The sequence below is a fragment of the bacterium genome (assembly GCA_040754625.1).
In the GTDB taxonomy this organism is placed as follows: Bacteria; JACRDZ01; JAQUKH01; order JAQUKH01; family JAQUKH01; genus JAQUKH01.
Map to the genome: position 1 here is coordinate 13,040 of JBFMCF010000098.1, position 24,492 is coordinate 37,531.

The 24,492-nt window shown below is 39.8% G+C and carries 30 protein-coding genes; all 30 read left to right on the plus strand.

The features are described from left to right. Window positions 1–57: 57 nt before the first annotated feature. The 30 genes from rpoB to map all read left to right on the plus strand — a co-directional run bounded on the left by rpoB (window position 58) and on the right by map (window position 24,491). Complete coding sequence (gene rpoB, locus AB1498_09440; GenBank protein MEW6088509.1) at window positions 58–3,945, plus strand: DNA-directed RNA polymerase subunit beta; 3,888 nt, start codon at window positions 58–60, stop codon at window positions 3,943–3,945. An 8-nt stretch (window positions 3,946–3,953) separates the two neighbouring features. Continuing rightward, window positions 3,954–7,994 carry a DNA-directed RNA polymerase subunit beta' gene (gene rpoC / locus AB1498_09445; GenBank protein MEW6088510.1) on the plus strand — a complete coding sequence of 1,347 codons (4,041 nt, stop codon included), beginning with the start codon at window positions 3,954–3,956 and terminating at the stop codon, window positions 7,992–7,994. Window positions 7,995–8,039: 45 nt separating this feature from the next. Beyond that, window positions 8,040–8,420, plus strand: a complete 381-nt coding sequence (gene rpsL / locus AB1498_09450) for a 30S ribosomal protein S12 (GenBank protein MEW6088511.1) — start codon at window positions 8,040–8,042, stop codon at window positions 8,418–8,420. A 22-nt stretch (window positions 8,421–8,442) separates the two neighbouring features. Beyond that, entirely contained in the window at window positions 8,443–8,913 is a 471-nt protein-coding gene (gene rpsG / locus AB1498_09455; protein ID MEW6088512.1) for a 30S ribosomal protein S7, read from the plus strand. 177 nt (window positions 8,914–9,090) lie between these two features. Then, the gene (fusA, locus tag AB1498_09460) at window positions 9,091–11,178 is read left to right on the plus strand and encodes an elongation factor G (protein ID MEW6088513.1); all 2,088 of its coding nucleotides are present in this window, start codon (window positions 9,091–9,093) and stop codon (window positions 11,176–11,178) included. An 84-nt stretch (window positions 11,179–11,262) separates the two neighbouring features. Next, a complete protein-coding gene (tuf, locus tag AB1498_09465; GenBank protein MEW6088514.1) occupies window positions 11,263–12,462 on the plus strand; it encodes an elongation factor Tu in 1,200 nt (399 codons plus the stop codon). Between the two features lie 2 nt (window positions 12,463–12,464). Continuing rightward, the gene (rpsJ, locus tag AB1498_09470) at window positions 12,465–12,770 is read left to right on the plus strand and encodes a 30S ribosomal protein S10 (protein MEW6088515.1); all 306 of its coding nucleotides are present in this window, start codon (window positions 12,465–12,467) and stop codon (window positions 12,768–12,770) included. A gap of 102 nt (window positions 12,771–12,872) precedes the next feature. Beyond that, on the plus strand, window positions 12,873–13,571 hold the full coding sequence (gene rplC / locus AB1498_09475; GenBank protein ID MEW6088516.1) for a 50S ribosomal protein L3: 699 nt from the start codon (window positions 12,873–12,875) through the stop codon (window positions 13,569–13,571). A gap of 27 nt (window positions 13,572–13,598) precedes the next feature. After that, window positions 13,599–14,222, plus strand: a complete 624-nt coding sequence (gene rplD, locus AB1498_09480) for a 50S ribosomal protein L4 (GenBank protein MEW6088517.1) — start codon at window positions 13,599–13,601, stop codon at window positions 14,220–14,222. A gap of 114 nt (window positions 14,223–14,336) precedes the next feature. After that, window positions 14,337–14,618 (plus strand): 50S ribosomal protein L23, encoded by a 282-nt coding sequence (gene rplW, locus AB1498_09485; protein MEW6088518.1) that lies wholly within the window; start codon window positions 14,337–14,339, stop codon window positions 14,616–14,618. A 2-nt stretch (window positions 14,619–14,620) separates the two neighbouring features. Beyond that, window positions 14,621–15,457 (plus strand): 50S ribosomal protein L2, encoded by an 837-nt coding sequence (gene rplB, locus AB1498_09490; GenBank protein MEW6088519.1) that lies wholly within the window; start codon window positions 14,621–14,623, stop codon window positions 15,455–15,457. After that, complete coding sequence (rpsS, locus tag AB1498_09495; GenBank protein MEW6088520.1) at window positions 15,458–15,745, plus strand: 30S ribosomal protein S19; 288 nt, start codon at window positions 15,458–15,460, stop codon at window positions 15,743–15,745. A 10-nt stretch (window positions 15,746–15,755) separates the two neighbouring features. After that, window positions 15,756–16,148 (plus strand): 50S ribosomal protein L22, encoded by a 393-nt coding sequence (gene rplV / locus AB1498_09500; GenBank protein ID MEW6088521.1) that lies wholly within the window; start codon window positions 15,756–15,758, stop codon window positions 16,146–16,148. Further along, window positions 16,117–16,761: a 30S ribosomal protein S3 gene (rpsC, locus tag AB1498_09505; GenBank protein MEW6088522.1), complete on the plus strand. Its 645-nt coding sequence runs from the start codon at window positions 16,117–16,119 to the stop codon at window positions 16,759–16,761. Before rplV ends, rpsC begins: the two co-directional genes overlap by 32 nt. 43 nt (window positions 16,762–16,804) lie before the next feature. Then, window positions 16,805–17,218: a 50S ribosomal protein L16 gene (gene rplP, locus AB1498_09510; GenBank protein MEW6088523.1), complete on the plus strand. Its 414-nt coding sequence runs from the start codon at window positions 16,805–16,807 to the stop codon at window positions 17,216–17,218. Between the two features lie 19 nt (window positions 17,219–17,237). Then, on the plus strand, window positions 17,238–17,450 hold the full coding sequence (gene rpmC, locus AB1498_09515; protein MEW6088524.1) for a 50S ribosomal protein L29: 213 nt from the start codon (window positions 17,238–17,240) through the stop codon (window positions 17,448–17,450). Then, the gene (rpsQ, locus tag AB1498_09520; protein MEW6088525.1) at window positions 17,437–17,709 is read left to right on the plus strand and encodes a 30S ribosomal protein S17; all 273 of its coding nucleotides are present in this window, start codon (window positions 17,437–17,439) and stop codon (window positions 17,707–17,709) included. Before rpmC ends, rpsQ begins: the two co-directional genes overlap by 14 nt. Continuing rightward, window positions 17,706–18,074, plus strand: coding sequence for a 50S ribosomal protein L14 (rplN, locus tag AB1498_09525; protein MEW6088526.1), 369 nt, complete (start codon window positions 17,706–17,708; stop codon window positions 18,072–18,074). Before rpsQ ends, rplN begins: the two co-directional genes overlap by 4 nt. An 8-nt stretch (window positions 18,075–18,082) precedes the next feature. After that, window positions 18,083–18,406 (plus strand): 50S ribosomal protein L24, encoded by a 324-nt coding sequence (rplX, locus tag AB1498_09530; protein MEW6088527.1) that lies wholly within the window; start codon window positions 18,083–18,085, stop codon window positions 18,404–18,406. 39 nt (window positions 18,407–18,445) lie between these two features. Beyond that, a complete protein-coding gene (gene rplE, locus AB1498_09535) occupies window positions 18,446–18,985 on the plus strand; it encodes a 50S ribosomal protein L5 (protein ID MEW6088528.1) in 540 nt (179 codons plus the stop codon). Between the two features lie 2 nt (window positions 18,986–18,987). Continuing rightward, entirely contained in the window at window positions 18,988–19,173 is a 186-nt protein-coding gene (locus AB1498_09540; protein ID MEW6088529.1) for a type Z 30S ribosomal protein S14, read from the plus strand. A 23-nt stretch (window positions 19,174–19,196) separates the two neighbouring features. After that, complete coding sequence (gene rpsH, locus AB1498_09545; protein MEW6088530.1) at window positions 19,197–19,595, plus strand: 30S ribosomal protein S8; 399 nt, start codon at window positions 19,197–19,199, stop codon at window positions 19,593–19,595. Between the two features lie 73 nt (window positions 19,596–19,668). Further along, window positions 19,669–20,232, plus strand: a complete 564-nt coding sequence (gene rplF / locus AB1498_09550; GenBank protein ID MEW6088531.1) for a 50S ribosomal protein L6 — start codon at window positions 19,669–19,671, stop codon at window positions 20,230–20,232. 12 nt (window positions 20,233–20,244) lie between these two features. After that, the gene (gene rplR, locus AB1498_09555) at window positions 20,245–20,610 is read left to right on the plus strand and encodes a 50S ribosomal protein L18 (GenBank protein MEW6088532.1); all 366 of its coding nucleotides are present in this window, start codon (window positions 20,245–20,247) and stop codon (window positions 20,608–20,610) included. 25 nt (window positions 20,611–20,635) lie between these two features. Continuing rightward, the gene (rpsE, locus tag AB1498_09560) at window positions 20,636–21,136 is read left to right on the plus strand and encodes a 30S ribosomal protein S5 (protein MEW6088533.1); all 501 of its coding nucleotides are present in this window, start codon (window positions 20,636–20,638) and stop codon (window positions 21,134–21,136) included. Next, a complete protein-coding gene (gene rpmD / locus AB1498_09565; protein ID MEW6088534.1) occupies window positions 21,129–21,311 on the plus strand; it encodes a 50S ribosomal protein L30 in 183 nt (60 codons plus the stop codon). The genes rpsE and rpmD overlap by 8 nt, the downstream gene beginning before the upstream one ends. Window positions 21,312–21,322: 11 nt before the next feature. Then, complete coding sequence (gene rplO, locus AB1498_09570) at window positions 21,323–21,766, plus strand: 50S ribosomal protein L15 (protein MEW6088535.1); 444 nt, start codon at window positions 21,323–21,325, stop codon at window positions 21,764–21,766. Between the two features lie 3 nt (window positions 21,767–21,769). After that, window positions 21,770–23,077, plus strand: coding sequence for a preprotein translocase subunit SecY (gene secY, locus AB1498_09575; protein ID MEW6088536.1), 1,308 nt, complete (start codon window positions 21,770–21,772; stop codon window positions 23,075–23,077). 11 nt (window positions 23,078–23,088) lie between these two features. Beyond that, window positions 23,089–23,742: an adenylate kinase gene (locus AB1498_09580; protein MEW6088537.1), complete on the plus strand. Its 654-nt coding sequence runs from the start codon at window positions 23,089–23,091 to the stop codon at window positions 23,740–23,742. Continuing rightward, entirely contained in the window at window positions 23,742–24,491 is a 750-nt protein-coding gene (map, locus tag AB1498_09585; GenBank protein ID MEW6088538.1) for a type I methionyl aminopeptidase, read from the plus strand. Before AB1498_09580 ends, map begins: the two co-directional genes overlap by 1 nt. The last annotated feature ends 1 nt before the right edge of the window (window position 24,492 follow it).

Genomic DNA, 24,492 nt, shown 5'->3' on the forward strand with positions numbered 1-24,492 from the left:
ATTGACAAATACTATTATAGTATAATATAATAAAAATTTTGTGATTATTAAATAATTATGGCAGACTATAAAAAATACGGTTTAAGAAAAAGACTAACGTTTTCAAAAATTCCGGAAGTTTTGGATGTTCCTAATCTGATGGAAATACAGAAAAATTCATACGAGGAATTTTTGCAGATGGACACCCCGCCTGAGAAAAGAAAAATGCAGGGGCTCCAGGAGGCATTCAGTAAAATATTTCCTATTACGGATTTTAAGGGAAATGCAACGCTGGAATTTGTAAGTTACAATTTCGGGAAGCCTAAATACTCGGTTTTGAAATGCCAGGAAAGGGATATGTCTTATACCGCGCCCCTAAGAATAAAGACCCGCCTTATAATACGTGAAGACGATAAAACATCCGGAGAGAAAAAGGTAAAAAGTATTAAAGAGCAGGAAGTATTTATGGGTGAACTTCCCTTGATGACTGACAGGGGTACATTTGTAATTAATGGTGCTGAAAGGGTAATTGTAAGCCAGCTGCACCGTTCCCCCGGCGTAGCCTTTTCTACGGAAGATAAGGCTGGCAGGCATACACTGGGCAGAAGATTGTATGTCGCTGAAATTATTCCCTACCAGGGGGCATGGATGTCTTTTGAAGTGGATGCCAGGGAAGTCATTTATGCAAGGATTGACAGGAAAAGAAAATTTCCTGCAACAATGCTTTTAAGGGCCTTAGGGTATAGTTCCACCGAGGACATTCTTAGTTTATTCTTTGATGTCGTAAAAACAGATTTACGGAAAAAAACAAAGAAGGAAGTTGTTGATTTGATTTTAGCGCAGGATGTGGTGGATGTTTCTACCGGTGAAATAATCGCGCAGGTTAATCAAATAATTACACAAGAATTATATGACAGTCTGAAAAAGGCTGAGATAAAAGAAATAAAAGTCCTTGATGGGAAATTAATGGAATTTTCTCCTGTCAGGACGACACTTTTGAGAGACACGGTTTTTACCACAAAAGAGGCATTAATAGAAATATATAAAAAGCAGAGGCCGGGGGACCCTCCAAGCGTTGAAAGCGCTCAGGCGCTTTTGGACCGCTTATTTTTTAATCAGCGCCGGTATGATTTGTCCCGTGTAGGGCGGTATATGTTAAACAGGCGGTTAGGTTTAGATGTTTCTATTGATGTAAGGACCTTACGAAAAGAGGATGTGGTTGGTACTATAAAAGCTTTGCTTTTTTTAAAACATGAAGGAGAGGTTTTAGAGGATATAGACCATCTTGGGAATAGACGCGTCAGGTCAGCGGGAGAACTGCTTCAAAATCAGATAAGGATTGGTTTAGCCAGGATGGAACGGACAGTAAAAGAACGCATGTCGATTTCAGATATGGATGTTATTATGCCAAGCCACCTGATAAATGCTAAACCGTTAACTGCAGCTGCGCGGGAGTTTTTTGGAAGTTCACAGTTGTCCCAGTTTATGGACCAGACGAATCCTTTAAGTGAATTAACCCATAAAAGAAGATTGTCGGCTTTAGGTCCCGGCGGACTTTCGAGAGAGCGGGCGGGTTTTGAGGTCAGAGATGTTCATTATACGCATTATGGCCGGGTTTGCCCGATTGAGACGCCGGAAGGTCCCAATATAGGGTTGATTGTTTCTTTAAGCACATATGCAAGGGTTAATGAATATGGTTTTATTGAAACACCATATAGAAAAGTAACTAAAGGTGTGGTGAGTGATGTTATAGATTATTTGTCGGCAGATGTGGAGGATAAATATATCATTGCGCAGGCAAATGCCACAATCGACAGCAAAAATAAATTCCTGGCTGATAGAATTTCTGCACGGCATAAAGGCGATTTTCCGTTAATTACGCCGTCTGAGATTAATTATATGGATGTTTCGCCAAAACAACTTGTCAGTATAGCGACTTCCTTAATTCCTTTTTTGGAACACGATGATGCTAACCGTGCGTTAATGGGGTCGAACATGCAAAGGCAGGCAGTTCCGCTACTCCGGGCGGAGTCTCCGCTTATCGGTACCGGAATGGAATACAGAGTGGCCCGCGATTCAGGAGCAGTGATTATCGCGAACCACAGCGGTATTATTGAATCTGTCTCTGCAAATGAAATTGTGATTTCTTATATGGATGAGGATAAGAAAAAGCCGCAAAAAGATGTATATTCCCTAATGAAATTTAAACGGTCAAACCAGGATACATGTATAAACCAGAAGCCGTTAGTTTCTGCGGGGGACAAGATAAAAGCCGGCGAAATAATAGCTGACGGCCCCGCTACGGAATTGGGGGAGTTGGCTCTTGGCCAGAATGTTCTTGTCGCATTTATGCCCTGGTGCGGGTACAACTTTGAAGATGCGATTGTTATCAATGAAAATATTGTAAAAAAAGATTTTTTTACATCTATTCATATAGAACGTTTTGAATTAGAGGCGCGGGACACCAAACTCGGCAAAGAAGAAATCACCCGTGATATACCTAACGTGAGTGAAGAGGCGTTAAAAAACCTGGATGAACGGGGAATTATCAGGATAGGTGCGGATGTCAAGCCCGGCGATATTTTAGTCGGCAAAATCAGCCCGAAAGGCGAGGTTGAATTGACACCGGAGGAAAAGCTTTTAAGAGCAATATTCGGGGAGAAAGCAGGAGATGCAAGAGACGCTTCACTGCGTGCATCGCCTGGTGTTGAAGGTAAAGCCATAGATGTCAAGGTTTTTTCACGCAGTGAGAAGGATAAAGATGAAAAGACACGCGAAGAAGAAAAACAGAGATCTAAAGAGATTGAAAAAGAGTATTTAAAAAAATGTAACACGATTGAGAAAAAGATGTGTGAAGATATTGCAAAAATAGTGGAAGGTTTGCCATCGAATACTAATATTGTAAATGAAGAAAACAAAAAAATATTAATTAAAAGCGGTAATACGCTGACTTCTGCGAGATTGGAAAGATTGGAACCAAGCCAGATTAAAAATATAAAAGTCCCGGATAAAGAAATAATGTCGAGGGTCCAGTCTATTAAACTGGAGGCGCAGACAAAAATTGCGGAACTTGAACAGGAAAAGGAAATACAGCTTGAAAAGATAAAAAAGGGGGATGAACTCCCGCCCGGAGTCATTAAATTAGTAAAAGTTTATATAGCTAAGAAGCGTAAATTGTCGGTTGGGGATAAAATAGCAGGCCGTCATGGGAACAAGGGAGTGGTTGCGAGAATTGTCGCGGAAGAAGACATGCCGTATTTGAAAGATGGGACACCGGTGGATATTATTTTAAATCCACTGGGGGTTCCTTCGCGTATGAATGTAGGCCAGATTTTAGAAACTCATTTGGGATGGGCCGCGCATAAATTAGGATGCCATATTGCATCTCCGGTGTTTGACGGGGCAAAAGAAATTGAGATTAAAGAATTGCTTAAAAAAACAGGATTTCCTGAAAGCGGTAAAACCACTCTTTATGATGGACGGACAGCCGAACCATTCGGCCAGGATATTACAGTTGGTTATATTTATATAATGAAGCTGGCCCATTTAGTTGATGATAAAATTCACGCGCGTTCAATCGGTCCCTACTCGTTAGTTACTCAGCAGCCTTTAGGCGGTAAGGCCCAATTTGGCGGGCAAAGGTTCGGAGAAATGGAAGTTTGGGCATTGGAAGCGTATGGCGCGGCATATACTTTACAGGAATTATTGACTGTAAAAAGTGATGATGTCATGGGGCGGACAAGAATTTATGAATCAATAGTCAAGGGGAATAATGTGTTGGATGCCGGAATGCCTGAGTCATTTAATGTTCTTGAAAAAGAGTTACGCAGTTTAGGCTTGAATATTACGAGAGAGATGTGTGAAGAAGATTCTGAAAAGAATTTAGATGATTTAACTTTTCAAGGACGGGAAGAGAAATCCGCCTCGAAAAAAGATAAAAAGAAAAAGAAAAAAGAAAAAAAATAATTAAAATTATGCAGGATTTAATAAAAAAATTAAAAGGCGAAGAGAAAAAAGAATTTAATGCCATTAGAATTAGTTTAGCATCTCCGGAAATGGTGATTTCGTGGTCGCACGGTGAGGTGAAGAAGCCCGAGACAATTAATTACAGGACTTTTAAACCCGAAAAGGACGGTTTGTTTTGCGAGAGGATTTTTGGACCGGTAAAAGACTGGGTCTGTAATTGCGGAAAATACAAAGGAATAAAACACAAAGGTGTTGTTTGCGATAGATGCGGAGTTGAAATTACACAGGCCAAGGTTCGCAGGGAAAGAATGGGCCATATTGAATTGGCAACACCGGTATCCCATATATGGTTTTTTAAAGGGACCCCGAGCAGGATTGGATATATATTGGATATTTCATTATCCTCACTTGAAAGAGTTTTATATTATGAGGATTATATAGTTATTGACCCCGGGAAGACAAATTTCCATAAAAAACAGCTTCTGAATGAAGAGGAATATCGCAAGGCGCGTGAAAAATACGGAGATAGTTCATTTTCCGCAAAGATGGGAGCCGAGGGGATAAGAGGCCTTTTAAAAGAGGTAAGTGTCGGTAAATTAAGCGATGAGTTAAGGCGTGAAGCGAAAGAGGCATCCACCTTAAAGAAAAAAAAGATAATTAAAAGATTGAAGGTAGTAGAAGCTTTCAGGAAATCCGGGAATCTCCCTGAATGGATGATTATGGATATTATTCCCGTGCTTCCCGCGGAACTTAGGCCTTTGGTTCCATTAGATGGCGGGCGGTTTGCGACCTCTGATTTAAATGATTTATATAGAAGAGTAATAAATCGTAATAACAGGCTAAAAAAGCTTATTGAATTAAGGGCGCCCGATGTTATTATCCGGAATGAAAAAAGAATGCTCCAGGAGGCTGTGGACGCGCTTTTTGATAACGGCCGGCGGGGCCAGGCAGTAAAAGGGCCGGGAAAGAGGCCGTTGAAATCCCTGAGCAGTATGCTTCGCGGAAAACAGGGCAGGTTTCGCCAGAATCTTTTAGGTAAACGGGTTGATTATTCCGGCCGTTCAGTAATTGTAGTCGGCCCTGAATTAAAGTTACATCAGTGCGGGCTGCCCAAAAAAATGGCTTTAGAATTATTCAAGCCGTTTATAATAAAAAAATTAGATGAAAAAGGATTTACACATACAATTAAAAGCGCGAAAAAAATGGTTGAAGATGTCCGCCCGGAGGTATGGGATATTTTAGAGGATGTTGTAAATGAGCATACAATTTTATTGAATCGCGCCCCTACTCTTCATCGTTTAGGTATACAGGGTTTTGAACCGGTTTTGGTTGATGGAAAAGCCATCCAGATTCATCCATTGGTTTGCGCTGCGTTTAATGCTGATTTTGATGGTGATCAAATGGCAGTTCATGTCCCTTTGTCTGTTGAGTCTCAGGTAGAATGCAAGGTCCTTTTAATGGTAACCAATAATATTCTTTCTCCCTCAAATGGCAAGCCCATTACAACTCCAACCCAGGACATGGTTTTAGGATGTTTTTATTTAACCTCAGTTAAAAGCGGGGAAAAAGGCGAGGGCCGGATTTTTTCCAATCCGGATGAAGTGGTTTTTGCGTATGAATCAAAAGAACTTGGTTTACATTCAAAAATAAAAGTTCGAATACAGGGTCAGCTTATTGAAACAACTACAGGCAGGATTATTTTTAACCAGTTATTGCCGCAGGAATTGCGTTTTATAAATAAAAACATGGACAAAGGGTCTCTGGTAAAATTAGTAACACAGTGTTACCATAAGCTTGGACAGAAGGACACAATTCTTCTTTTAGATAAATTGAAGCATATTGGATTTGAACATGCAACATTGGCAGGTATCTCAATCTCTATCGATGATATGATAATACCCAAGGAAAAGAAAAAGATACTGGACAAGGCTATATCAAAAGTTCAGGTTTTAGAAAATCAGTATAGAAAAGGTATTATCACTGAGGGTGAAAGGCATAATAAAGTAATAGATACATGGACACATGTTACTGAGGAGATAACGGACAAATTATTTTCTGAATTGCGGGAAGAAAGCGATATTAAAGGCAATTTTAACTCTATTTTTATGATGAACGAATCAGCCTCCCGCGGCAGCAAGCAACAGATCAGGCAATTAGCGGGGATTAGAGGTTTAATGGCAAAACCGTCCGGAGAGATTATAGAGTCGCCGATAACGGCAAATTTCCGTGAAGGTTTGACAGTTTTGGAATATTTCATTTCTACTCACGGAGGCAGGAAAGGACTGGCAGATACCGCATTAAAGACAGCTGATTCAGGATATTTAACAAGACGGTTGGTTGATGTTGCCCAGGACGCAATTATTGTTGAGGACGATTGCGGAACAGCAAACGGGATTAAGATTGAAGCGATTAAAGAAGCAGGCGAGGTTATCGAAAAATTGGGAGATAGAATTTTAGGAAGGGTTGTCCTGGATAATATTGTTGATCCGATTACAGATGAATTGATTTTGAGCGGGGGAGAGGAAGTAAATGAAAATGCAGCTGTTAAAATAGAAAAAAGCAGAATTGAACGTATACGGATTCGTTCTGTTTTAACATGCGAATCAAAAAGGGGAATATGCGCGAAATGTTATGGAAGAAATTTGGCAAATGGAAGGCTGGTTGATCTGGGCGAGGCTGTCGGTGTTATTGCGGCACAGAGTATCGGAGAACCCGGGACACAGTTAACGATGAGGACATTTCATATCGGCGGGACGGCGAGCCGGGTGGTTGAGCAGTCCCGGATTGAAGCTAAAGGCCAGGGGATTATTAATTTTCATGATATGAGGACAATAAAAAAGTCTAATGGAATAACAGTCGTTCTCAGCCGCCAGGGAGAGATTTCAGTAAGTAACGAAGCGGGAAGGGAGCTTGAGAGGCATACGGTTTTCTACGGCGCAGAATTAATGGTGGAAGAAGGAGATAAAGTAAAAGAAGGAGATATTCTGGTCCAATGGGATTCTTATAATATTCTGATTTTAAATGAACATACAGGGAAGGTGGTTTTCAAGGACATTAAAGAAGGTATTACAATGCGGGAAGAGCTGGACAGGGATACAGGTTTGAAAGAAAGACTTATTGTTGAACATAAAGAAGAAACGTTGCAGCCGCAAATACTTGTTGTTGATAAATCAAGCGGAGACGCATTGGCACGTTATCCTATGCCTATCAAGGCTCATTTAGCAGTTAATAGCGGTGATATGATAACAGCAGGAGATATACTTGCAAAAATTCCGCGCGAAACCACTAAAACTAAAGATATTACAGGCGGGTTACCCAGGGTCGCTGAGTTATTCGAGGCGCGCCGGCCAAAGGAATATGCGATAATTTCGGAAATTGACGGAATTGTCAAGTTTGCCGGCATATCAAAAGGTTTAAGGAAGATAATCGTTTATAATGAAGAAACAAACATGGAAAAGGAATATTTTATTTCGCAGGGTAAACACCTTACTATCAGAGAGGATGATAAAGTTAGAGCTGGTGAGCAATTAATGGATGGGCCTCTTAATCTTCATGATATATTACGGGTAAAAGGTGTGGAGGCTCTGCAGAGATACTTAGTGGATGAGGTCCAGGAAGTTTACCGCCTGCAGGGAGTAAATATTAATGATAAACATATAGAAATTATTGTCAGGCAAATGCTTAGAAAAGTAAAAATAGAAGATGCTGGAGATACAAGCTTTTTATCACGGGAAGAGGTTGATAAAATCGAGTTCAAAGAGGAAAATGAAAGAGTAATAGCTAAAGGCGGTAAACCCGCCACAGCGAAACCGATACTTTTAGGAATAACAAAAGCGAGTTTAAGAACAGAAAGTTTTATATCCGCGGCCTCGTTCCAAGAAACGACCCGTGTTTTGACTGAAGCAGCAGTGTCCGGAAAATGTGATTTTTTAAGAGGGTTAAAAGAAAATGTGGTAATAGGGCATTTGATTCCAGCTGGAACTGGAATGGAAAAATACAGGAAGGAAATTTCACCGGCTGAACAGGAAACTCAACCGGTTGCAGAATAATCAAAATATTTTAAAGGGGATTTTGATTTTAATAAAAGGGAAGATATGCCGACAATAAATCAATTAATAAAGAATGGAAGAAAAAAACCTTATTGGAAAAGTTCAGCCCCGGCGCTGCACGAATGTCCTCAAAAACGCGGGGTTTGTATCAGGGTTTATACAACTACCCCTAAAAAACCCAATTCAGCTTTAAGAAAAGTTGCAAAGGTAAGATTAACGAACGGAATAGAAGTAACTACTTATATTCCCGGAATAGGCCATAATTTGCAGGAACATTCAATAGTCTTAATTAGGGGGGGGAGGGTTAAGGATTTACCTGGTGTCCGGTATCATATCGTGCGTGGAGTATTAGATTCTATGGGTGTTCAGGACAGAAAACAAGGCCGGTCAAAATATGGTGCAAAAAGGCCAAAGGCGGAAAAATAAATAAGAACCTAGGGGTGATATTATGTCAAGAAAAAAGATAGTAATAAAAAAAAGAATAAATTTTGATTCCAAGTTTAACAGCGATATAATTGATAAGTTTATTAATAAACTTATGATGAGAGGAAAAAAGAGTATCGCTGAAGGGGTTTTTTATGGAGCAATGGAGCGGATTGAAAAAATTACAAAAGAAAATCCAATGGAAGTTTTTAATAGAGCGCTGGATAATGTTAAACCTTATGTTGAAGTAAAGTCCCGGCGGGTCGGAGGTTCCACCTATCAGGTTCCTGTTGAAGTTAAGCCTGACAGGAGAGTGGCCTTGGCTACTCGCTGGATAATAAGTTATTCGCGTGAAAGAAAAGAAAAAACAATGGCGGATAACTTGGCTTCAGAGATAATCGATGCAGGTAAAAAACAGGGTGGATCTGTAAAGAAAAGAGAGGATACGCACAAAATGGCTGAGGCTAATAAAGCTTTTGCTCATTATCGCTGGTAAGGTAGGTAATAAGTTTTAAGTCAAAAGTTATAAGTTAAAAGATTGAGACTAAAAAGGGAGGGAAAAGAAACGCTTAACTCTTTCAAATAGTTGGGATTTTACTTAAGCTTAAGATTTAATAAACACTTAAGACTTAAAACTTATTACTTATTGACTATTTTGAAGGAGGTTAGTTTTATGGGACGACCCGTCCCCTTGGAAATGACAAGAAATTTCGGTATCATGGCGCACATTGATGCCGGGAAAACAACAACAACAGAACGGATTTTATTTTATTCTGGAAAAACACATAAGATAGGTGAAGTTCATGACGGTACGACTGAAATGGATTGGATGGTCCAGGAAAAAGAGCGGGGAATAACAATCACTTCAGCCGCGACTACCTGTAGCTGGAGAAACCACCGGTTAAATCTAATTGATACCCCTGGCCACGTGGATTTTACGATAGAAGTTGAACGTTCTTTGAGGGTTTTAGACGGTGCAGTTGCAGTATTTTGCGCGGTAGGAGGTGTTGAACCTCAATCAGAGACGGTATGGCGGCAGGCTGACAAGTATAATGTCCCAAGGATAGCATTTATTAACAAAATGGATCGCAGGGGATCGGATTTCTGGAATTGCATTAAAGAAATGAGGGAAAAATTAGGAGCAAATGCACATGCAATTCAGATACCGGTTGGAAAAGAAGATGAATTTACCGGTGCTATAGATTTGGTCAAAATGAAAAAAATAGCATGGGCAGATGATGACAGCGGAAAGGGTTTTATTATAGAGGATATCCCGGAAGATTTAAAGGAAGAAGCTTTGAAAAACAGGGATAAGCTTATTGAAGCTATCAGCGAAATAGATGAAGGGTTAATGGAAAAATATGTTGAAGGTGCTCCTATTACAGATAATGAATTGAGTAATGCAATAAGGAAAGCCACTGTTGAAATTAAGGTTTTTCCGGTTTTGTGCGGGGCTTCTTTAAAAAATAAAGGTGTTCAGGCGCTTTTGGACGCAATTGTAGATTATCTTCCAAGCCCATTGGATATACCGCCAGTGAAAGGGAAAGACACTTCCACAGATAATGAAATTGAAAGGGTTGCAGATGAAGATGAACCTTTCAGTGCCCTGGCATTCAAGATAATGACAGACCCCTATGTAGGAAGGTTGACTTATTTTCGTATCTATTCCGGGAAATTAAGTGCAGGGTCTTATGTGTATAATTCGAGGGCCGAAAAAAGAGAACGGATTGGCCGTTTATTGCAGATGCATGCAAATAAAAGGCAGGAAATAGAAGAATGTTATGCGGGAGACATTGTTGCTTCGGTAGGGCTGAAATATACAACGACCGGAGATACATTATGTTCGGAAGATAAACCTGTGGTTTTGGAAGCTATGGTTTTTCCCGAACCTGTTATTTCGATTGCTATTGAACCAAAAACGAAGATTGACCAGAAAAAACTGGGAGAATCTCTATATAAATTAGCGGAAGAAGATCCGACTTTTAAAATCAGTGTAAACGAAGAAACAGGGCAGACAATTATTTCCGGGATGGGTGAATTGCATCTTGAAATTTTGGTTGACAGGTTGCTTCGGGAATTTAATGTAGCGGCAAATGTGGGGAAACCACAGGTGGCCTATAGAGAAACAATTAAGAAAGAGGCTGAAGATGAAGGTAAGTATATCAGGCAGACAGGAGGCCGCGGCCAATACGGACATGTAGTTTTAAAAATAGAACCGATAAGCACAAAAGAAAAGCGGCTTGAGTTTGTAAATAAAATTGTAGGCGGCGCGATACCGAAAGAGTATATAACACCAATTGAAAAAGGTATTCAGGAAGCAATGGATGGCGGTGTTTTGGCTGGTTATCCGGTAGTCGGTATCCGGGCTACACTTCTTGACGGATCTTATCATGATGTAGATTCTTCCGAAATAGCCTTTAAAATAGCCGGCTCATTGGCGTTTAAAAATTGTGCTAAAAAAGCGTCACCGGTTTTAATGGAACCGATTATGGAAATTGAAATAGTTACACCGGAAGAATTTATGGGAGATGTTATTGGTGACCTTAACAGCCGCAGGGGAAAAATAGAAGGGGTTTCAATTAAAGCAAACGCGCAAATAATAAAAGGCAGCGTTCCCTTATCGTCAGTTTTTGGTTATGCGACTACTTTAAGGTCTCTTACGCAGGGCAGGGCCACTTATACTATGCAGTTCTCGCACTACGCAGATTTACCAAAACCAATTGCGGATCAGTTGATAGAAAAAGTGCAAGGGGCAAAATAACGTAAAACGTAAAAAGTGTATAGAGTTAAAGTTATATACGTGTTACGAATCACGAATTAGGTATTTAACGAGGAGGAATAAAAAATGGCTAAGGAAAAATTTGAGAGGAAGAAGCCGCATGTAAATATAGGGACAATAGGGCATGTAGATCATGGAAAGACGACGTTAACGAGCTCGATAACGAAGGTATTATCAAAGAGCGGTTTAGCGCAGGCAAGGAACTATGATGAAATAGACAACGCACCGGAAGAGAAGGAAAGAGGAGTAACAATCAATGTGCATCACACGGAATATGAGACAGCGAACCGGCATTACGCGCATGTAGACTGTCCCGGTCACGCGGATTATATAAAGAATATGATAACGGGGGCGGCGCAGATGGACGGAGGGATACTGGTGGTAAGCGCGGCAGACGGGCCTATGCCGCAGACAAGGGAACATATACTGTTGGCAAGGCAGGTAGGGCTGCCTGCGATAGTGGTATTTTTGAATAAGATAGACATGGTAGATGATAAAGAGCTTTTGGATTTGGTGGAGTTGGAAGTAAGGGAATTATTGAGCGCGTATAATTTTCCCGGGGAGGAGATACCTGTAATAAAAGGGAGCGCGTATAAGGCGATGGAATGCGCATGCGGGAAGAGAGAATGCCAGTGGTGCGGGAAGATATATGAGTTAATGGACGCGGTGGACAAATATATACCATTGCCGTCAAGGGACGTTGACAAGCCGTTTTTGATGTCAGTAGAGGATGTGTTTACGATAACTGGACGTGGGACGGTAGCGACAGGGAGAGTGGAGAGGGGGATAGTAAAGGTAGGGGAAGAAGTGGAAATAGTCGGGATAAAGGACACGAAGAAGACGGTAGTGACTGGGATAGAGATGTTCCGCAAACTGCTGGATGAAGGAAGGGCGGGTGACAACATAGGCGCGTTGTTAAGAGGCGTGGAGAAGAATGATGTGGAAAGGGGCCAGGTATTGGCGAAGCCCGGGAGTATAACGCCGCACAAGAAATTTAAAGCAGAGGTGTATATATTGACAAAGGAAGAAGGAGGGCGTCACACGCCGTTTTTCAACGGGTACCGTCCGCAGTTTTATTTAAGGACGACGGATGTAACAGGAATGACGAAACTTCCGGAAGGTGTGGAGATGGTGATGCCTGGAGACAATGTAACAATGGAAGTGGAGTTAATATCAAAGATAGCAATGGAAAAAGGGTTAAAATTCGCGATACGCGAGGGCGGCCGGACGATAGGTGCCGGGGTCATCGCGGAGATACTGGAGTAAAAATGGCTGAAAAGATAAGAATAAAATTAAAAGCATTTGACCATCGCCTGCTGGATCAGTCAGTAAAGGAAATTGTAAAAACGGTTAAGAAAACCGGCGCCAGAATTTCAGGGCCTGTACCAATGCCGACTGAGATTAATCGTTGGACTGTTTTACGTTCGCCTCATGTTGACAAGAAAAGCAGGGAGCAGTTTGAGATGCGGACACATAAACGGGTGATTGATATTCTTGAGCCGAATCCTCAAACAGTGGATGCATTAATGAAATTAGATTTAGCAACTGGTGTGGATGTTGAAATTAAATCATAAGTTATGAGTTTACGAGTTAGTGAGTTTAAGGGCTTTAGAGTTTTAAAGAATTAACTCCTGGCTCTTGAACACTAAAATGCAAAAACTCTATTAGGAGCGAAAATGTCATTAGGTCTATTAGGTAAAAAATTGGGTATGACCCAAATTTTTGATAAAGACGGGAAAATAACCGGCGTAACGGTAATTGAAGCCGGGCCATGTTATGTGATTAAAAATAAAACTGAAGAAAAAGACGGGTACAGGGCTGTTCAAATTGGATATAAACCTGTAAAAGAGTCAAAATTAAATAAACCGGAACTTGGACATTTAAAAAAGAACGGCGTTCAGCCTTTAAAATATTTGCATGAATTTGTTTTGAATAAGGACGAAACAGCGGAAACCGGCAGCCAGTTAAAAATTGATACTTTATTTAAAAGCGGTGATTTTGTTGATATTATAGGAAAATCCCGCGGGAAAGGTTTTGCCGGCGGTGTTAAACGATATGGTTTTAAAGGAGGTAAGGCAAGCAGGGGGTCTATGTTTCACCGCGCACCCGGGTCGATAGGCGCAAATACTTTTCCCGGCCGCGTATGGAAAGGAAAAAGACTGCCGGGACATATGGGTGATGCTAAAGTAACAAGCATAGGATTATATGTGGCCCAGGTAGACCCGGGAAACAATTTCCTGATGGTAAAGGGAGCAGTTGCGGGTGCACCGGGAGGTTTGGTTGTGGTTGAGAAGAGCAAGCGGAATAAACGTGTAAAAGTTACCCAAAAAGTTGCTGAGGAAAAGAAAGGCAAGAAACCATCTGTCAAAAAATAAATTTAACTAAATGTTGAGGCGATATTTATGGAAAAAATTAATATTTTAAATCAAAGCGGTAAACAGGTCGGGGAGCTGAAATTAAAAGAAGATGTTTTTACCGGCAATGTTAATAGAGCAGTTTTGGCTGATTCGGTCAGGGCTCATCTTAATAACAGGCGGCGTGGAACATCCAGTACTAAAGAGCGGGGAGCTGTGAGCGGCGGAGGTCTTAAACCGTGGAAACAGAAGGGAACCGGTCGTGCGCGGGTTGGAAGCATTCGTTCTCCCCTTTGGCGCGGCGGAGCGATTATTTTTGGGCCGCATCCGCGTTCCTGGAGTTTCCAACTGCCCAGGAAGGTGAAAAAAATTGCGATAAAATCGGCATTGACAGATAAGTTTATTAGTGATAAAATAAAAGTTTTAGACGATATAAACTTTGAGAGTTCGAAAACCAAATTAGGATTGGAGTTATTAAAAAATCTTAACGTTTCTGGCAAGATACTTTTCATCCTGCCTGATAGAAACGGAAGTGTAGTAAAATCTTTGCGTAATATCAGGGGAGTGAATATAATTTTTACTGATTCAATTTCGGTTTATGATATTTTAGGCTGTGATGAAATTATTACCACGGCGAAAGCATTGAAAAAAATAGAGGAGCTTTTAGAATGAACCCCGCCCCTCCTAAAGAGCAAGTAATTGCAAAAAGAGGGGATTAAATTATTAACGGGGTTTTTAATTAAAAGGCAGTAAATCCCAAAAAAGAGGAGGAGCGGGGTGAAATATATTCCACAATCGATAATTTTCCGGCCTATTATTACTGAAAGAGCTACTTTAATGCGGGATAAAGACAATAAATATTTGTTTGAAATAGCGCCAGAGGCTAATAAGAAAGAAGTAAAGGCTGCGATTGAAGAACTTTTTAAGGTTAAAGTAAAAAGAGTTAATATGATGAATGTTATGGGTAAATTTCGCAGGGTAAGAGGAAAAATCGGGAAAAAATCAGATTGGAAAAAAGCGCTTGTCACTTTAAAAGAAGGAAATAAAATAGACATTGTTGGAGTATAAATATGGGAATAATTCAATATAAACCGACTTCACCTGCAAGAAGAGGCATGAGTGTGCAGGATTTTTCAGAGCTTACAGATAAACGACCTGAGAAAGCATTAACTATTTCTAACAGGCGTATTAATGGGCGGAATAACCAGGGACGGATAACTATCCGGTATAGAGGCGGAGCCCATAAAAAATTGTTCCGGGTTATAGACTTTAAAAGAGATAAGTATAATATTCCGGCCCGTGTTGTTTCTATTGAATATGACCCTAATAGAACCAGCTGGATTGCACTTTTAAATTTTCGTGATGGAGAGAAAAGATATATTGTGGCACCCAGCGGGCTTAAGGTTGGAGATGAGGTTTTTTCCGGGAAAGGTTCGGAAATAAAAATTGGTAATTATTTACCCTTGAGGGAAATTCCATTGGGAACCACTATTCATAATTTGGAATTAAAAATTGGTAAAGGCGGGCAGCTTGGGCGAAGCGCGGGCTGTGCAATAAATTTGGTGGCCAAAGAAGGAGATTATGCGCAGGTAAAAATGCCGTCAGGTGAGATCCGGTTTGTTCATCTTGATTGTTATGCGGCTATAGGCCAGGTCAGCAATACAGACCATATGAATGTATCTATTGGTAAAGCAGGCAGGTCACGCTGGATGGGTAAACGGCCGCATGTCCGCGGGGTAGCTATGAATCCAATTGACCATCCATTGGGCGGAGGAGAGGGCAAAACATCCGGCGGCAGGCATCCGTGTTCTCCATGGGGGCAACCGGCTAAAGGATACAAAACCAGGAGAAATAAAAGGACAATTAATATGATAATTAGAAGAAAAACCAAAAAGGAGAGAGGCTAAATGTCGCGCTCTATTAAAAAAGGTCCATTTGTAGATCAAAGTATTTTGGAAAAGATAGAAAGAATGAATAAGGCCGGTAAGAAAGAGGTAATAAAAACATGGTCCCGCGAAACAACGGTTATCCCTGAATTAGTTGGATTTACTTTTGCCATCCATAACGGGAAAAAATTTATTCCGGTTTATTTAACAGAAAATATGGTGGGACACAAGCTGGGCGAGTTTGCTCCTACAAGGACATTCAAGGCGCATGGCGCAGCTCATACAGAAAAAGCCATTGCATTAAAATAGGAAGAGGTTTATGGCAGAAATAGCAAAAGCGAAAGTTAAAAATATACGTGCAATTCCATGGAAAGCCAGGAAAGTGATTAATCTGGTTCGCGGGAAAAATATTGATGAGGCTATTAATATAGTCAGTTTTATGCCGCAGGCTGCAGCAAAAACTGTAAAAAAATTATTGAAATCGGCATTGGCCAATGCGGGGCAGCGAAAAGGAATTAATAAAGAGAATTTATATATAGAAAAGATATTTGTTGACCATGGCCCGGTGTTAAAAAGATTCAGGCCGGCTCCGATGGGAAGGTCAATGGCTGTATTAAAAAGATTGTCACATATTACAGTTATTTTAGGTGAAAAAGAAAAGAAGCAAAATAGGAGGAAACGTGGGGCAGAAGACGCATCCGTTAGGACTTAGACTGGGAATTATTAAAGATTGGGATTCCCGGTGGTATGCTAAGAAAGGTTATGCGGATTTATTGCATGAAGACCTTAGAATAAGGGACACCATAAAGAAAAAATTGCACCATGCCGGAATTCCTAAGATTAGAATTGAAAGGGCGTCTAAAAAGGTAAAGGTAGATATTTTTACGGCAAGACCCGGTATAATTATCGGGAAGCAGGGTGTTGAAGTTGAGAAACTGCGAAAAGATTTACAGCAATTGTCGGGTAAACAGGTAACTATAAATATACAGGAAATAAAAGATCCAAATCAGAATGCCCAGTTAATAGCAGAGAATATTGCAGCGCAGATTGAAAAAAGGATAAGCTATCGCAGGGCGATGAAAAAATCAGTAGATATAGTTTTAAAATCAGGTGCGGAAGGGGTTAAGATTGAATGCGGGGGCAGGTTAGGCGGAGCGGAAATGTCCAGAAATGAGTGGTACTTAAGAGGCAGAGTACCTCTTCATACATTACGCGCGGATATTGATTATGGGCAGGCGGAGTCGCACACAACTTATGGAATTGTTGGTGTAAAAGTGTGGATCTTTAAAGGAGAGATTTTAGATACAAAGAATATAACTCAATAATTTTTAATTTTGGATTCAAAATTAATAGCAGGAGATAAAGCTTATGTTAATGCCCTCAAGGGTTAAATATAGAAAAAGGCAAAAAGGACGGTTGACCGGAAAAGCAACAAGCGGCGCGGAAGTGAATTTTGGAGAATATGGCCTGAAATCATTAGAACCGTATTTACTTACTGATAGACAAATCGAGGCCTGTCGTATAGCAATTACGCATTTTATTAAGCGCGGCGGAAGGGTATGGCTCAGGATTTTTCCCGATAAACCGATTACGAAAAAACCGGCTGAAACAAGAATGGGTAAAGGTAAAGGTATGGTGGAATACTGGGTTGCGGTCATAAAACCCGGGAGAATTTTATTTGAATTGGGCGGTGTAACCGAAGATATTGCAAAACAAGCATTAAAAAGGGCAGCTTTTAAATTGCCGTTTAAAACAAAATTTGTTTCAAGGGACAGATTTTAAAAAGGCTAAGGAGTCAAGTTTGAAAGCAAATGAATTTAGAAATATGACAAAGGAAGAACTGGATAATAAATTAAAAGAAGAGAGACAGGCTCTTTTTAATTTAAAATTTCAGGCGACTATAGGGCAGGTGGAAAACAGGCTGAAGTTAAGGACAATTCGCCGTGATATAGCACGTATATTGACTATTTTGAGAGAAAAAGAGATAAAGGAGAGTAAGAATGCCTCAAGGTAAAAGGAAGGAATTTATCGGTGTGGTTAAAAGCGACCGGATGGAAAAGACGGTAGTTGTTCAATGTAAAAGGAGATGCAGCGAACAGCTTTATGGTAAAGTTTTAACCAGGTATTCAAAGTTTATGGCTGAAAATCCGGGCAATAAGGCTAAGATTGGGGATATAGTAAAAATTGTTGAAACGAGGCCTTTAAGTAAAAATAAGAGATGGTATGTTGCTGAAATTATTGAAAAGAAATTGGCAACGGGAGACAGTAAATGATTCAGATGAGAACTATGTTAACTGTAGCGGATAATTCGGGGGCGCAATCAATTCAATGTATTAAAGTATTAGGCGGTACCAGAAAACGCTATGCCCGTATCGGAGATATTATTGTGGCCGCGGTAAAAGAGGCTATACCGGGCGGAGCGGTAAAAAAAAGCGATGTTGTTAAGGCTGTAGTAGTTAGAACAGCAGGAATATCTGCAAGGAAAGACGGTTCTTATATCCGTTTTGATAATAATGCCGCTGTAATTATTAACGATCAGCTTGAACCAAGAGGGACAAGGATTTTTGGCCCAGTAGCAAGAGAATTAAGAGATAAGCAATTTATGAAAATTATTTCTTTGGCACCAGAGGTGCTGTAAGGAGAAAGATGGCAATAGGTATCAGGAAAAATGATAATGTGGAAGTGATCTCGGGAAAAGAAAAAGGCAGAAGAGGCAGAGTGTTAAAAGTGCTGCCTAAAGTACGCCGGTTAATGGTGGAAAATGTAAATTTAGCGAAGAAACATACACGCCCCACCAAGGAAAACCCTCAGGGTGGAATAGTGAAGAAAGAAGTCTCATTAGATTTATCTAATGTAATGTTGGTATGTAATAAATGTGACGAGCCGAGACGGATAAGACATAAAATAATTAGTGAAGGCAATAAGGTGCGTGTATGTGGAAAATGCGGAGAGACATTTGAAGCAAAATAGCGCTGAAGAACTGAAGTCTGAAGTTATGAAGGAGATTGAATGGCAAGATTAAAAGAAAAATTTAAAAAAGAGATTTCGTTGGCACTGAAAGATAAGTTTAAATATAAAAATATAATGCAGATCCCGAAAATGGAAAAAATAGTTATTAACATGGGGCTTAGTGAAGCAATCCAGAATCCAAAAATAGTTGATGTTGCGGTCCAGGAAATGGCATTGATAAGCGGACAAAAACCTTCCATCCGCCGTGCGAAAAAATCCATATCTAATTTTAAATTGCGGGCAGGTGTTCCTATCGGATGTATGGTAACATTGCGCGGGGATAGGATGTATGAATTTTTTGATAGATTTGTAAATATAGTGTTGCCAAGAGTAAGAGATTTTAAAGGGGTCAGCAATAAGTCTTTTGATGGAAGGGGAAATTATAATATAGGAATTAAAGAACAAATAATTTTTCCTGAAATTGATTATGATAAAGTTGATAAAATCAGAGGAATGGACATTACTTTCGTAACAAGTGCCAGGACAGATGATGAGGCAATGGAGTTACTTAAAATGTTAGGAATGCCGTTCAGGGAGTAAAAATGGCAAAAACATCAGTTATTGAAAGAGCAAAAAGAGTACCGAAACATAAGATACATAAACACAACAGATGCCGGATTTGCGGCCGCCCCCGCGGTTATTTAAGAAAGTTCGATATGTGTAGAATCTGTTTTCGTAAATTAGCGCTTTGCGGGCAGATCCCGGGAATTACAAAGGCAAGCTGGTAAGCAAAGATTAGGAGGAATAAATAATGCCGATAATGGACCCAATCGGTGATATGCTGACAAGTATACGGAATGCTAATATGATCCATAAAGAAAAAGTGGATATTATTGCGTCTCGTATAAAAGAGCAGATTATCAAAGTTTTAAAGGAAGAAAGATATATTAAAGATTTTGAAAAAATAAAAGATAGAAATAAATCGGTTTTAAGAATATCTTTAATGTATACACAAAACAAAGAGGGAGTAATCAGCGGAATTAAAAGGTTAAGTTCCCCTGGCTTAAGGGTATATTGTAAAAAGACCAATTTATTCAAGGGAAATAAGGGGTTAGGGATAACTGTTCTTTCAACCTCAAAAGGAATTATGAGTGATAAGATGGCTAGAAAGGAAAATATTGGGGGGGAAGCCATTTGTTATGTGTGGTAGGCTTTAAGAACGGAAAAACTGATTTTTTCAGATTTAAGTTTTTTTAGTCTAAGTCTATTAAAGCGGAGAAAATATGTCAAGAATAGGTAAATCAGCAATAGAAACAGGTCCTGATGTTAAGGTGCAATTAGAAAACGGTGTTATAACTGTCCAGGGTCCAAGGGGAAAATTATTCCAGCAAATGCCAAGCGGAATTAATTTTAAATTGGAAGATAAAAAAATAGTGTTGACAAGAAATGGTGATGAAAAAAGGGAAAAAGAGCTTCATGGTTTAATACGCAGTTTAATTGCCAACATGGTAAAAGGTGTGACAGAAGGGTTTAAGAAAGAATTAGATATTATCGGGGTTGGTTTTAGAGCGCAGGTAAAAGACAAAAAGTTGATAATGCAGTTAGGGTTCAGCCATCCGGTTGAATATCCCGCGCCAAATGGTATAACCTTCTCTGTAGATGAGAAAGGCACGAGAATAACAGTTTCAGGATTTGATAAACAACTAGTGGGGGAAACAGCGAGTATTATAAGAAGATTCAAAGAGCCTGAACCTTACAAAGGTAAAGGAATCAGATACGTGAATGAATATATCCGGAAGAAAGCGGGTAAAGCGGCAGCCGGCGCTGGTGCCGGTGCGGCAAAATAATCAAGGTAAAACATGAGTAACATAAAAAAAATTACATCAAGAGAATTAAGACATAAAAAGATACGGCAAAAGGTAAAAGGAAATGAAAAACGTCCGCGTTTGAACATATTTCGTTCTACGAAACATATTTATGCCCAGATTATTAACGATGATACCGGAAAAACTTTGGTTACTGTTTCTTCTTTAACTCCTAAAATAAGGGAAAAGATAAAAACGGGCGGGGATATTAATGCGGCTAAAATAATTGGAGAGGAAATTGCAGATTCAGCAATTGCTTTAGGCATTAAAAAAGTGGTTTTTGACCGCGGCGGATATGTGTTTCATGGCAGGATAAAAGCATTGGCAGAGTCTGCCAGGGGTAAAGGATTGGATTTTTAAAAAAAATCTAAAAAGGGGTAGAAACTTGGATAAAGTACAGGATGTTCAATTGATCGAAAGAATAGTAAGAATAGTTCGGACCGCCAAGGTTGTAAAAGGCGGGAGGAGATTTGGTTTTAGCGCATTGGTTGTTGTTGGCAACGGTTATGGCAGGATTGGCAGGGGGTTAGGTAAGGCAAACGAAGTCCCGGATGCTATCAGGAAAGCATTAGAGCAGGCAAAAAAGAATATGATAGATATTCCTATCAAAGGGACAACTATACCATTTAGTATAAATGGAGAAGCGCTTGCCACTACTGTTGTTTTAAGGCCTGCCGCGCCTGGAACCGGAGTCATTGCAGGTGGTGCCGTCAGGGCTGTTTTGGAAGGACTGGGTGTTCAGGATATATTAACGAAGGTAATCGGTTCAAGTAATGCCATTAATATTGTTAATGCTACTTTTAACGCCTTGGAAAATATTAAGAAAATAGAAGAGATTTCAAAAACCAGAAAGAGTTCATCTGAGGATGTAAAAAAAGATGTCTAAACAATTAAAAATAATTCTAAAAAAAAGTATTATTGGTACCACGCCTAAGCAAAGAAAAATTGTTGAGTCACTTGGGTTCAGATATACAAATCAAGAGGTAGTTCATCAGGATTCATCAGTTATACGCGGTATGGTTAAGAAAATACCTCATATGCTGAAAGTTTTGGAAATATAAGGAGTAATACGGTGAAACTGGAAGAATTAGGGAAGTGGGGAAGCCCGCGAAAAAAAAGAAAACTGGTAGGAAGAGGTATTGGTTCCGGCCACGGTAAAACATCCTGTAAAGGGCACAAGGGGCAAAAGGCGCGTTCAGGCGGGAGTATTTGTCCTGGTTTTGAAGGCGGACAGATGCCATTGATCCGAAGGATCCCTAAACGAGGTTTTACCAGTGTTGATAAGAAAGAATATGTTATTATAAATTTGAAGGATTTAAATAAATTTGAAAAAGGCGCAAAGGTAACACCGGAACTGCTGATGGAAAAAGGTTTTTATAGAAAAAAAGGCGCAAGGATTAAAATTTTAGGCATGGGGGAGTTAAAAAATCCCCTTGATTTAAAAGCCCATGGTTTTAGCAAAGACGCGCAGGAAAAAATAAAGAATGCCGGCGGCACTTTTGAAATTATAAAATAAAATATGTTAAAAGGTTTCCAAAATGTATTACAACTTGAAGATTTAAAAAAGAGGATTGGTTTTACTGTCCTCTTATTGGCTGTTTATAGACTGGGTTCCCATATTCCCACCCCTGGGATTGACGGGCATGCGTTAAGCGCTTTTTTTAACCAGTCCAAAGGGACGCTTTTCGGTATGTTCGATCTTTTTGCCGGCGGCGCGTTAAAACGGGCTACTATTTTTGCGTTAGGGATAATGCCTTACATTAACGCGTCAATCATCATGGAGCTTTTAACTACTGTAGTTCCTCATTTGGAGAATTTGAAAAAGGAAGGCGAAGAGGGAAGAAAAAAGATAATACAATATGTAAGATACTTTACTGTTGTTCTTGCTATGGTCCAGGCGTTTGGCATAAGTTTCTGGCTGGAAAGTTTAAAAAGTACAGAAGGAATGGTTGTCATAAATCCAGGGTTTGGATTTAAAATTCTGACAATAATAACCTTGTCTTCGGGGACGGCTTTTATAATGTGGCTGGGAGAACAAATTACCGAGCGGGGTGTGGGTAATGGAATTTCCCTGATTATTTTTATCGGTATTATTGCGGAGATGCCCGGCGCATTGATACAAAGCATTGAATTGATAAAAGGCGGGCAGATAAATATTGTAATTTCTTTGCTTGTACTGGTATTAATGGTTGTTGTTATCGGAGCAGTTGTTATTCTTGAGAGCGCTCATAGAAAAGTCCCTATTCAATATGCAAAAAGAATAGTCGGGAGGAAAGTTTATGGAGGGCAATCCACGCATCTCCCTTTAAGATTAGACCAGTCAGGTGTTATTGCGGTTATTTTTGCGTCTTCCGTGATTATCTTTCCTGCAACCATAGCGGAATTTACCCATATCGGATTTTTGGTAAAAATAGCAGGCTGGTTAAATTATGGGACAGTATTACATACATTATTATATGTAGCACTGATTATTTTCTTTTGTTATTTTTATACAGCAGTTACATTTAACCCGGGTGATATTGCCGAGAACATAAAAAAATCCGGGGGGTATATCCCGGGAATCCGCCCGGGAAAACCGACTGCCGAATATATTGATTATATTTTAACACGGATTACTTTAGTTGGGGCAATAGGGATATCGATTATTTCTGTTCTCCCGACTTTTCTTATGCAGGGGCTGAAAGTGCCTTTTTATTTTGGAGGGACCGCGCTTTTGATTGTTGTAGGCGTGGCGCTGGATTTAATGCGCCAGATAGAGTCCCATCTTTTAATGCGCAATTATGATGGGTTTATGAAAAAAGGAAAGTTAAAGGCAAGGAGTAACTGAAAGGAGAACTTTTGCAAATTATTTTGCTCGGAGCTCCAGGTGTTGGGAAGGGAACGCAGGCCAGCCTTTTAGCAAAGAAGCAGGGAATACCTCATATTTCGGCAGGGGATATTCTTCGGCAGGAAATGAAATCCGGAACGAATCTCGGAAATAAAGCCAAAGACTTTGTTTCTCAGGGGAAACTGGTTCCTGATGAACTTATAATTGATATAATTAAAAATACTATAAAAGGCGGAGATTATAAAAAGGGTTTTATACTCGACGGGTTTCCAAGAACAATCGTCCAGGCGAAAGCTTTGGACAACCTTTTAGATAAATTGAATAGAAAAATAACTCTTGCACTTAACATAGATGTTTCAGCGGAGGAAATAGTAAAAAGACTTTCGGGAAGAAGGGTTTGCGAGAATTGTAAGGAAAATTTTCATATAGAATATAAAAAACCGAAAGCAGAGAATAAATGCGATCGCTGCGGCGGAAAGCTTGTTATCCGCGATGATGATAAACCTGAGACAATAAAGAACAGACTCGATGTTTATAGAAATATGACAGAGCCCTTGATTGATTATTATGTAAAAAAAGGGCTTTTGGAAAATATCCCAGGGAATAAAAGCATATTAGAAATTGAACAGGATATTGAAAAGGCTATTTTAAAAAAGGCAAAATAATGATTCCACTTAAGACTACGGAAGAAATAGGATATATCCGTGAAAGTGGGATAATAGTTGCGGGCGCGCTGGATAAATTAATGAAAGTTATTGGACCCGGTATAAAGACAATAGAACTGGATCGGCTGGCAGGCGAATTTATTCATACTAAAGGAGCGGAATCAGCATTTTTAGGTTTTAAAGGATTTCCAAAAAGCATATGTGTTTCAGTAAATAACGAAGTTATTCATGGTATCCCGTGTGAACGTGTAATTAAAAAAGGGGATATTGTAAGTTTGGATATTGGTGTTGTGAAAAACGGGTATTATGCTGACGCGGCGGTAACAGTAGGGGTTGAAGAAATTAAAGAAGATGCGGAAAAACTGATGCATTCGACACGGGAAGCTCTTTTTAAGGGTATAGAAAAGACTTTTTCAGGTAACAGATTGGGTGATATTTCTTGGGCTATTCAGTATAATGTTGAAAAAGCCGGATTCTCGGTAGTAAGGAAGTTTGTCGGGCATGGCATAGGAAAACAGCTTCATGAAGAGCCTCAAATACCTAATTTTGGAAGTCCCGGACAGGGCCCGAAGTTGAGAGAGGGTATGGTATTAGCTATAGAGCCAATGGTAAATTTTGGCGGTTATGAAGTGGATGTTTGTGATGACGGATGGACAGCTATTACAAAAGATAGAAGTTTATCAGCACATTTTGAGCATACAGTTGCCATTACGGCAAATGGGCCGGTGATTTTAACATTGATAGAATAAA

Bases quoted from the DNA above. Each gene is read 5' to 3' on its own strand.
- rpoB (MEW6088509.1), top strand. From the start codon at position 58: ATGGCAGACTATAAAAAATACGGTTTAAGAAAAAGACTAACGTTTTCA.
- rpoC (MEW6088510.1), top strand. From the start codon at position 3,954: ATGCAGGATTTAATAAAAAAATTAAAAGGCGAAGAGAAAAAAGAATTT.
- rpsL (MEW6088511.1), top strand. From the start codon at position 8,040: ATGCCGACAATAAATCAATTAATAAAGAATGGAAGAAAAAAACCTTAT.
- rpsG (MEW6088512.1), top strand. From the start codon at position 8,443: ATGTCAAGAAAAAAGATAGTAATAAAAAAAAGAATAAATTTTGATTCC.
- fusA (MEW6088513.1), top strand. From the start codon at position 9,091: ATGGGACGACCCGTCCCCTTGGAAATGACAAGAAATTTCGGTATCATG.
- tuf (MEW6088514.1), top strand. From the start codon at position 11,263: ATGGCTAAGGAAAAATTTGAGAGGAAGAAGCCGCATGTAAATATAGGG.
- rpsJ (MEW6088515.1), top strand. From the start codon at position 12,465: ATGGCTGAAAAGATAAGAATAAAATTAAAAGCATTTGACCATCGCCTG.
- rplC (MEW6088516.1), top strand. From the start codon at position 12,873: ATGTCATTAGGTCTATTAGGTAAAAAATTGGGTATGACCCAAATTTTT.
- rplD (MEW6088517.1), top strand. From the start codon at position 13,599: ATGGAAAAAATTAATATTTTAAATCAAAGCGGTAAACAGGTCGGGGAG.
- rplB (MEW6088519.1), top strand. From the start codon at position 14,621: ATGGGAATAATTCAATATAAACCGACTTCACCTGCAAGAAGAGGCATG.
- rpsS (MEW6088520.1), top strand. From the start codon at position 15,458: ATGTCGCGCTCTATTAAAAAAGGTCCATTTGTAGATCAAAGTATTTTG.
- rplV (MEW6088521.1), top strand. From the start codon at position 15,756: ATGGCAGAAATAGCAAAAGCGAAAGTTAAAAATATACGTGCAATTCCA.
- rplP (MEW6088523.1), top strand. From the start codon at position 16,805: ATGTTAATGCCCTCAAGGGTTAAATATAGAAAAAGGCAAAAAGGACGG.
- rpsQ (MEW6088525.1), top strand. From the start codon at position 17,437: ATGCCTCAAGGTAAAAGGAAGGAATTTATCGGTGTGGTTAAAAGCGAC.
- rplN (MEW6088526.1), top strand. From the start codon at position 17,706: ATGATTCAGATGAGAACTATGTTAACTGTAGCGGATAATTCGGGGGCG.
- rplX (MEW6088527.1), top strand. From the start codon at position 18,083: ATGGCAATAGGTATCAGGAAAAATGATAATGTGGAAGTGATCTCGGGA.
- rplE (MEW6088528.1), top strand. From the start codon at position 18,446: ATGGCAAGATTAAAAGAAAAATTTAAAAAAGAGATTTCGTTGGCACTG.
- AB1498_09540 (MEW6088529.1), top strand. From the start codon at position 18,988: ATGGCAAAAACATCAGTTATTGAAAGAGCAAAAAGAGTACCGAAACAT.
- rpsH (MEW6088530.1), top strand. From the start codon at position 19,197: ATGCCGATAATGGACCCAATCGGTGATATGCTGACAAGTATACGGAAT.
- rplF (MEW6088531.1), top strand. From the start codon at position 19,669: ATGTCAAGAATAGGTAAATCAGCAATAGAAACAGGTCCTGATGTTAAG.
- rplR (MEW6088532.1), top strand. From the start codon at position 20,245: ATGAGTAACATAAAAAAAATTACATCAAGAGAATTAAGACATAAAAAG.
- rpmD (MEW6088534.1), top strand. From the start codon at position 21,129: ATGTCTAAACAATTAAAAATAATTCTAAAAAAAAGTATTATTGGTACC.
- secY (MEW6088536.1), top strand. From the start codon at position 21,770: ATGTTAAAAGGTTTCCAAAATGTATTACAACTTGAAGATTTAAAAAAG.
- map (MEW6088538.1), top strand. From the start codon at position 23,742: ATGATTCCACTTAAGACTACGGAAGAAATAGGATATATCCGTGAAAGT.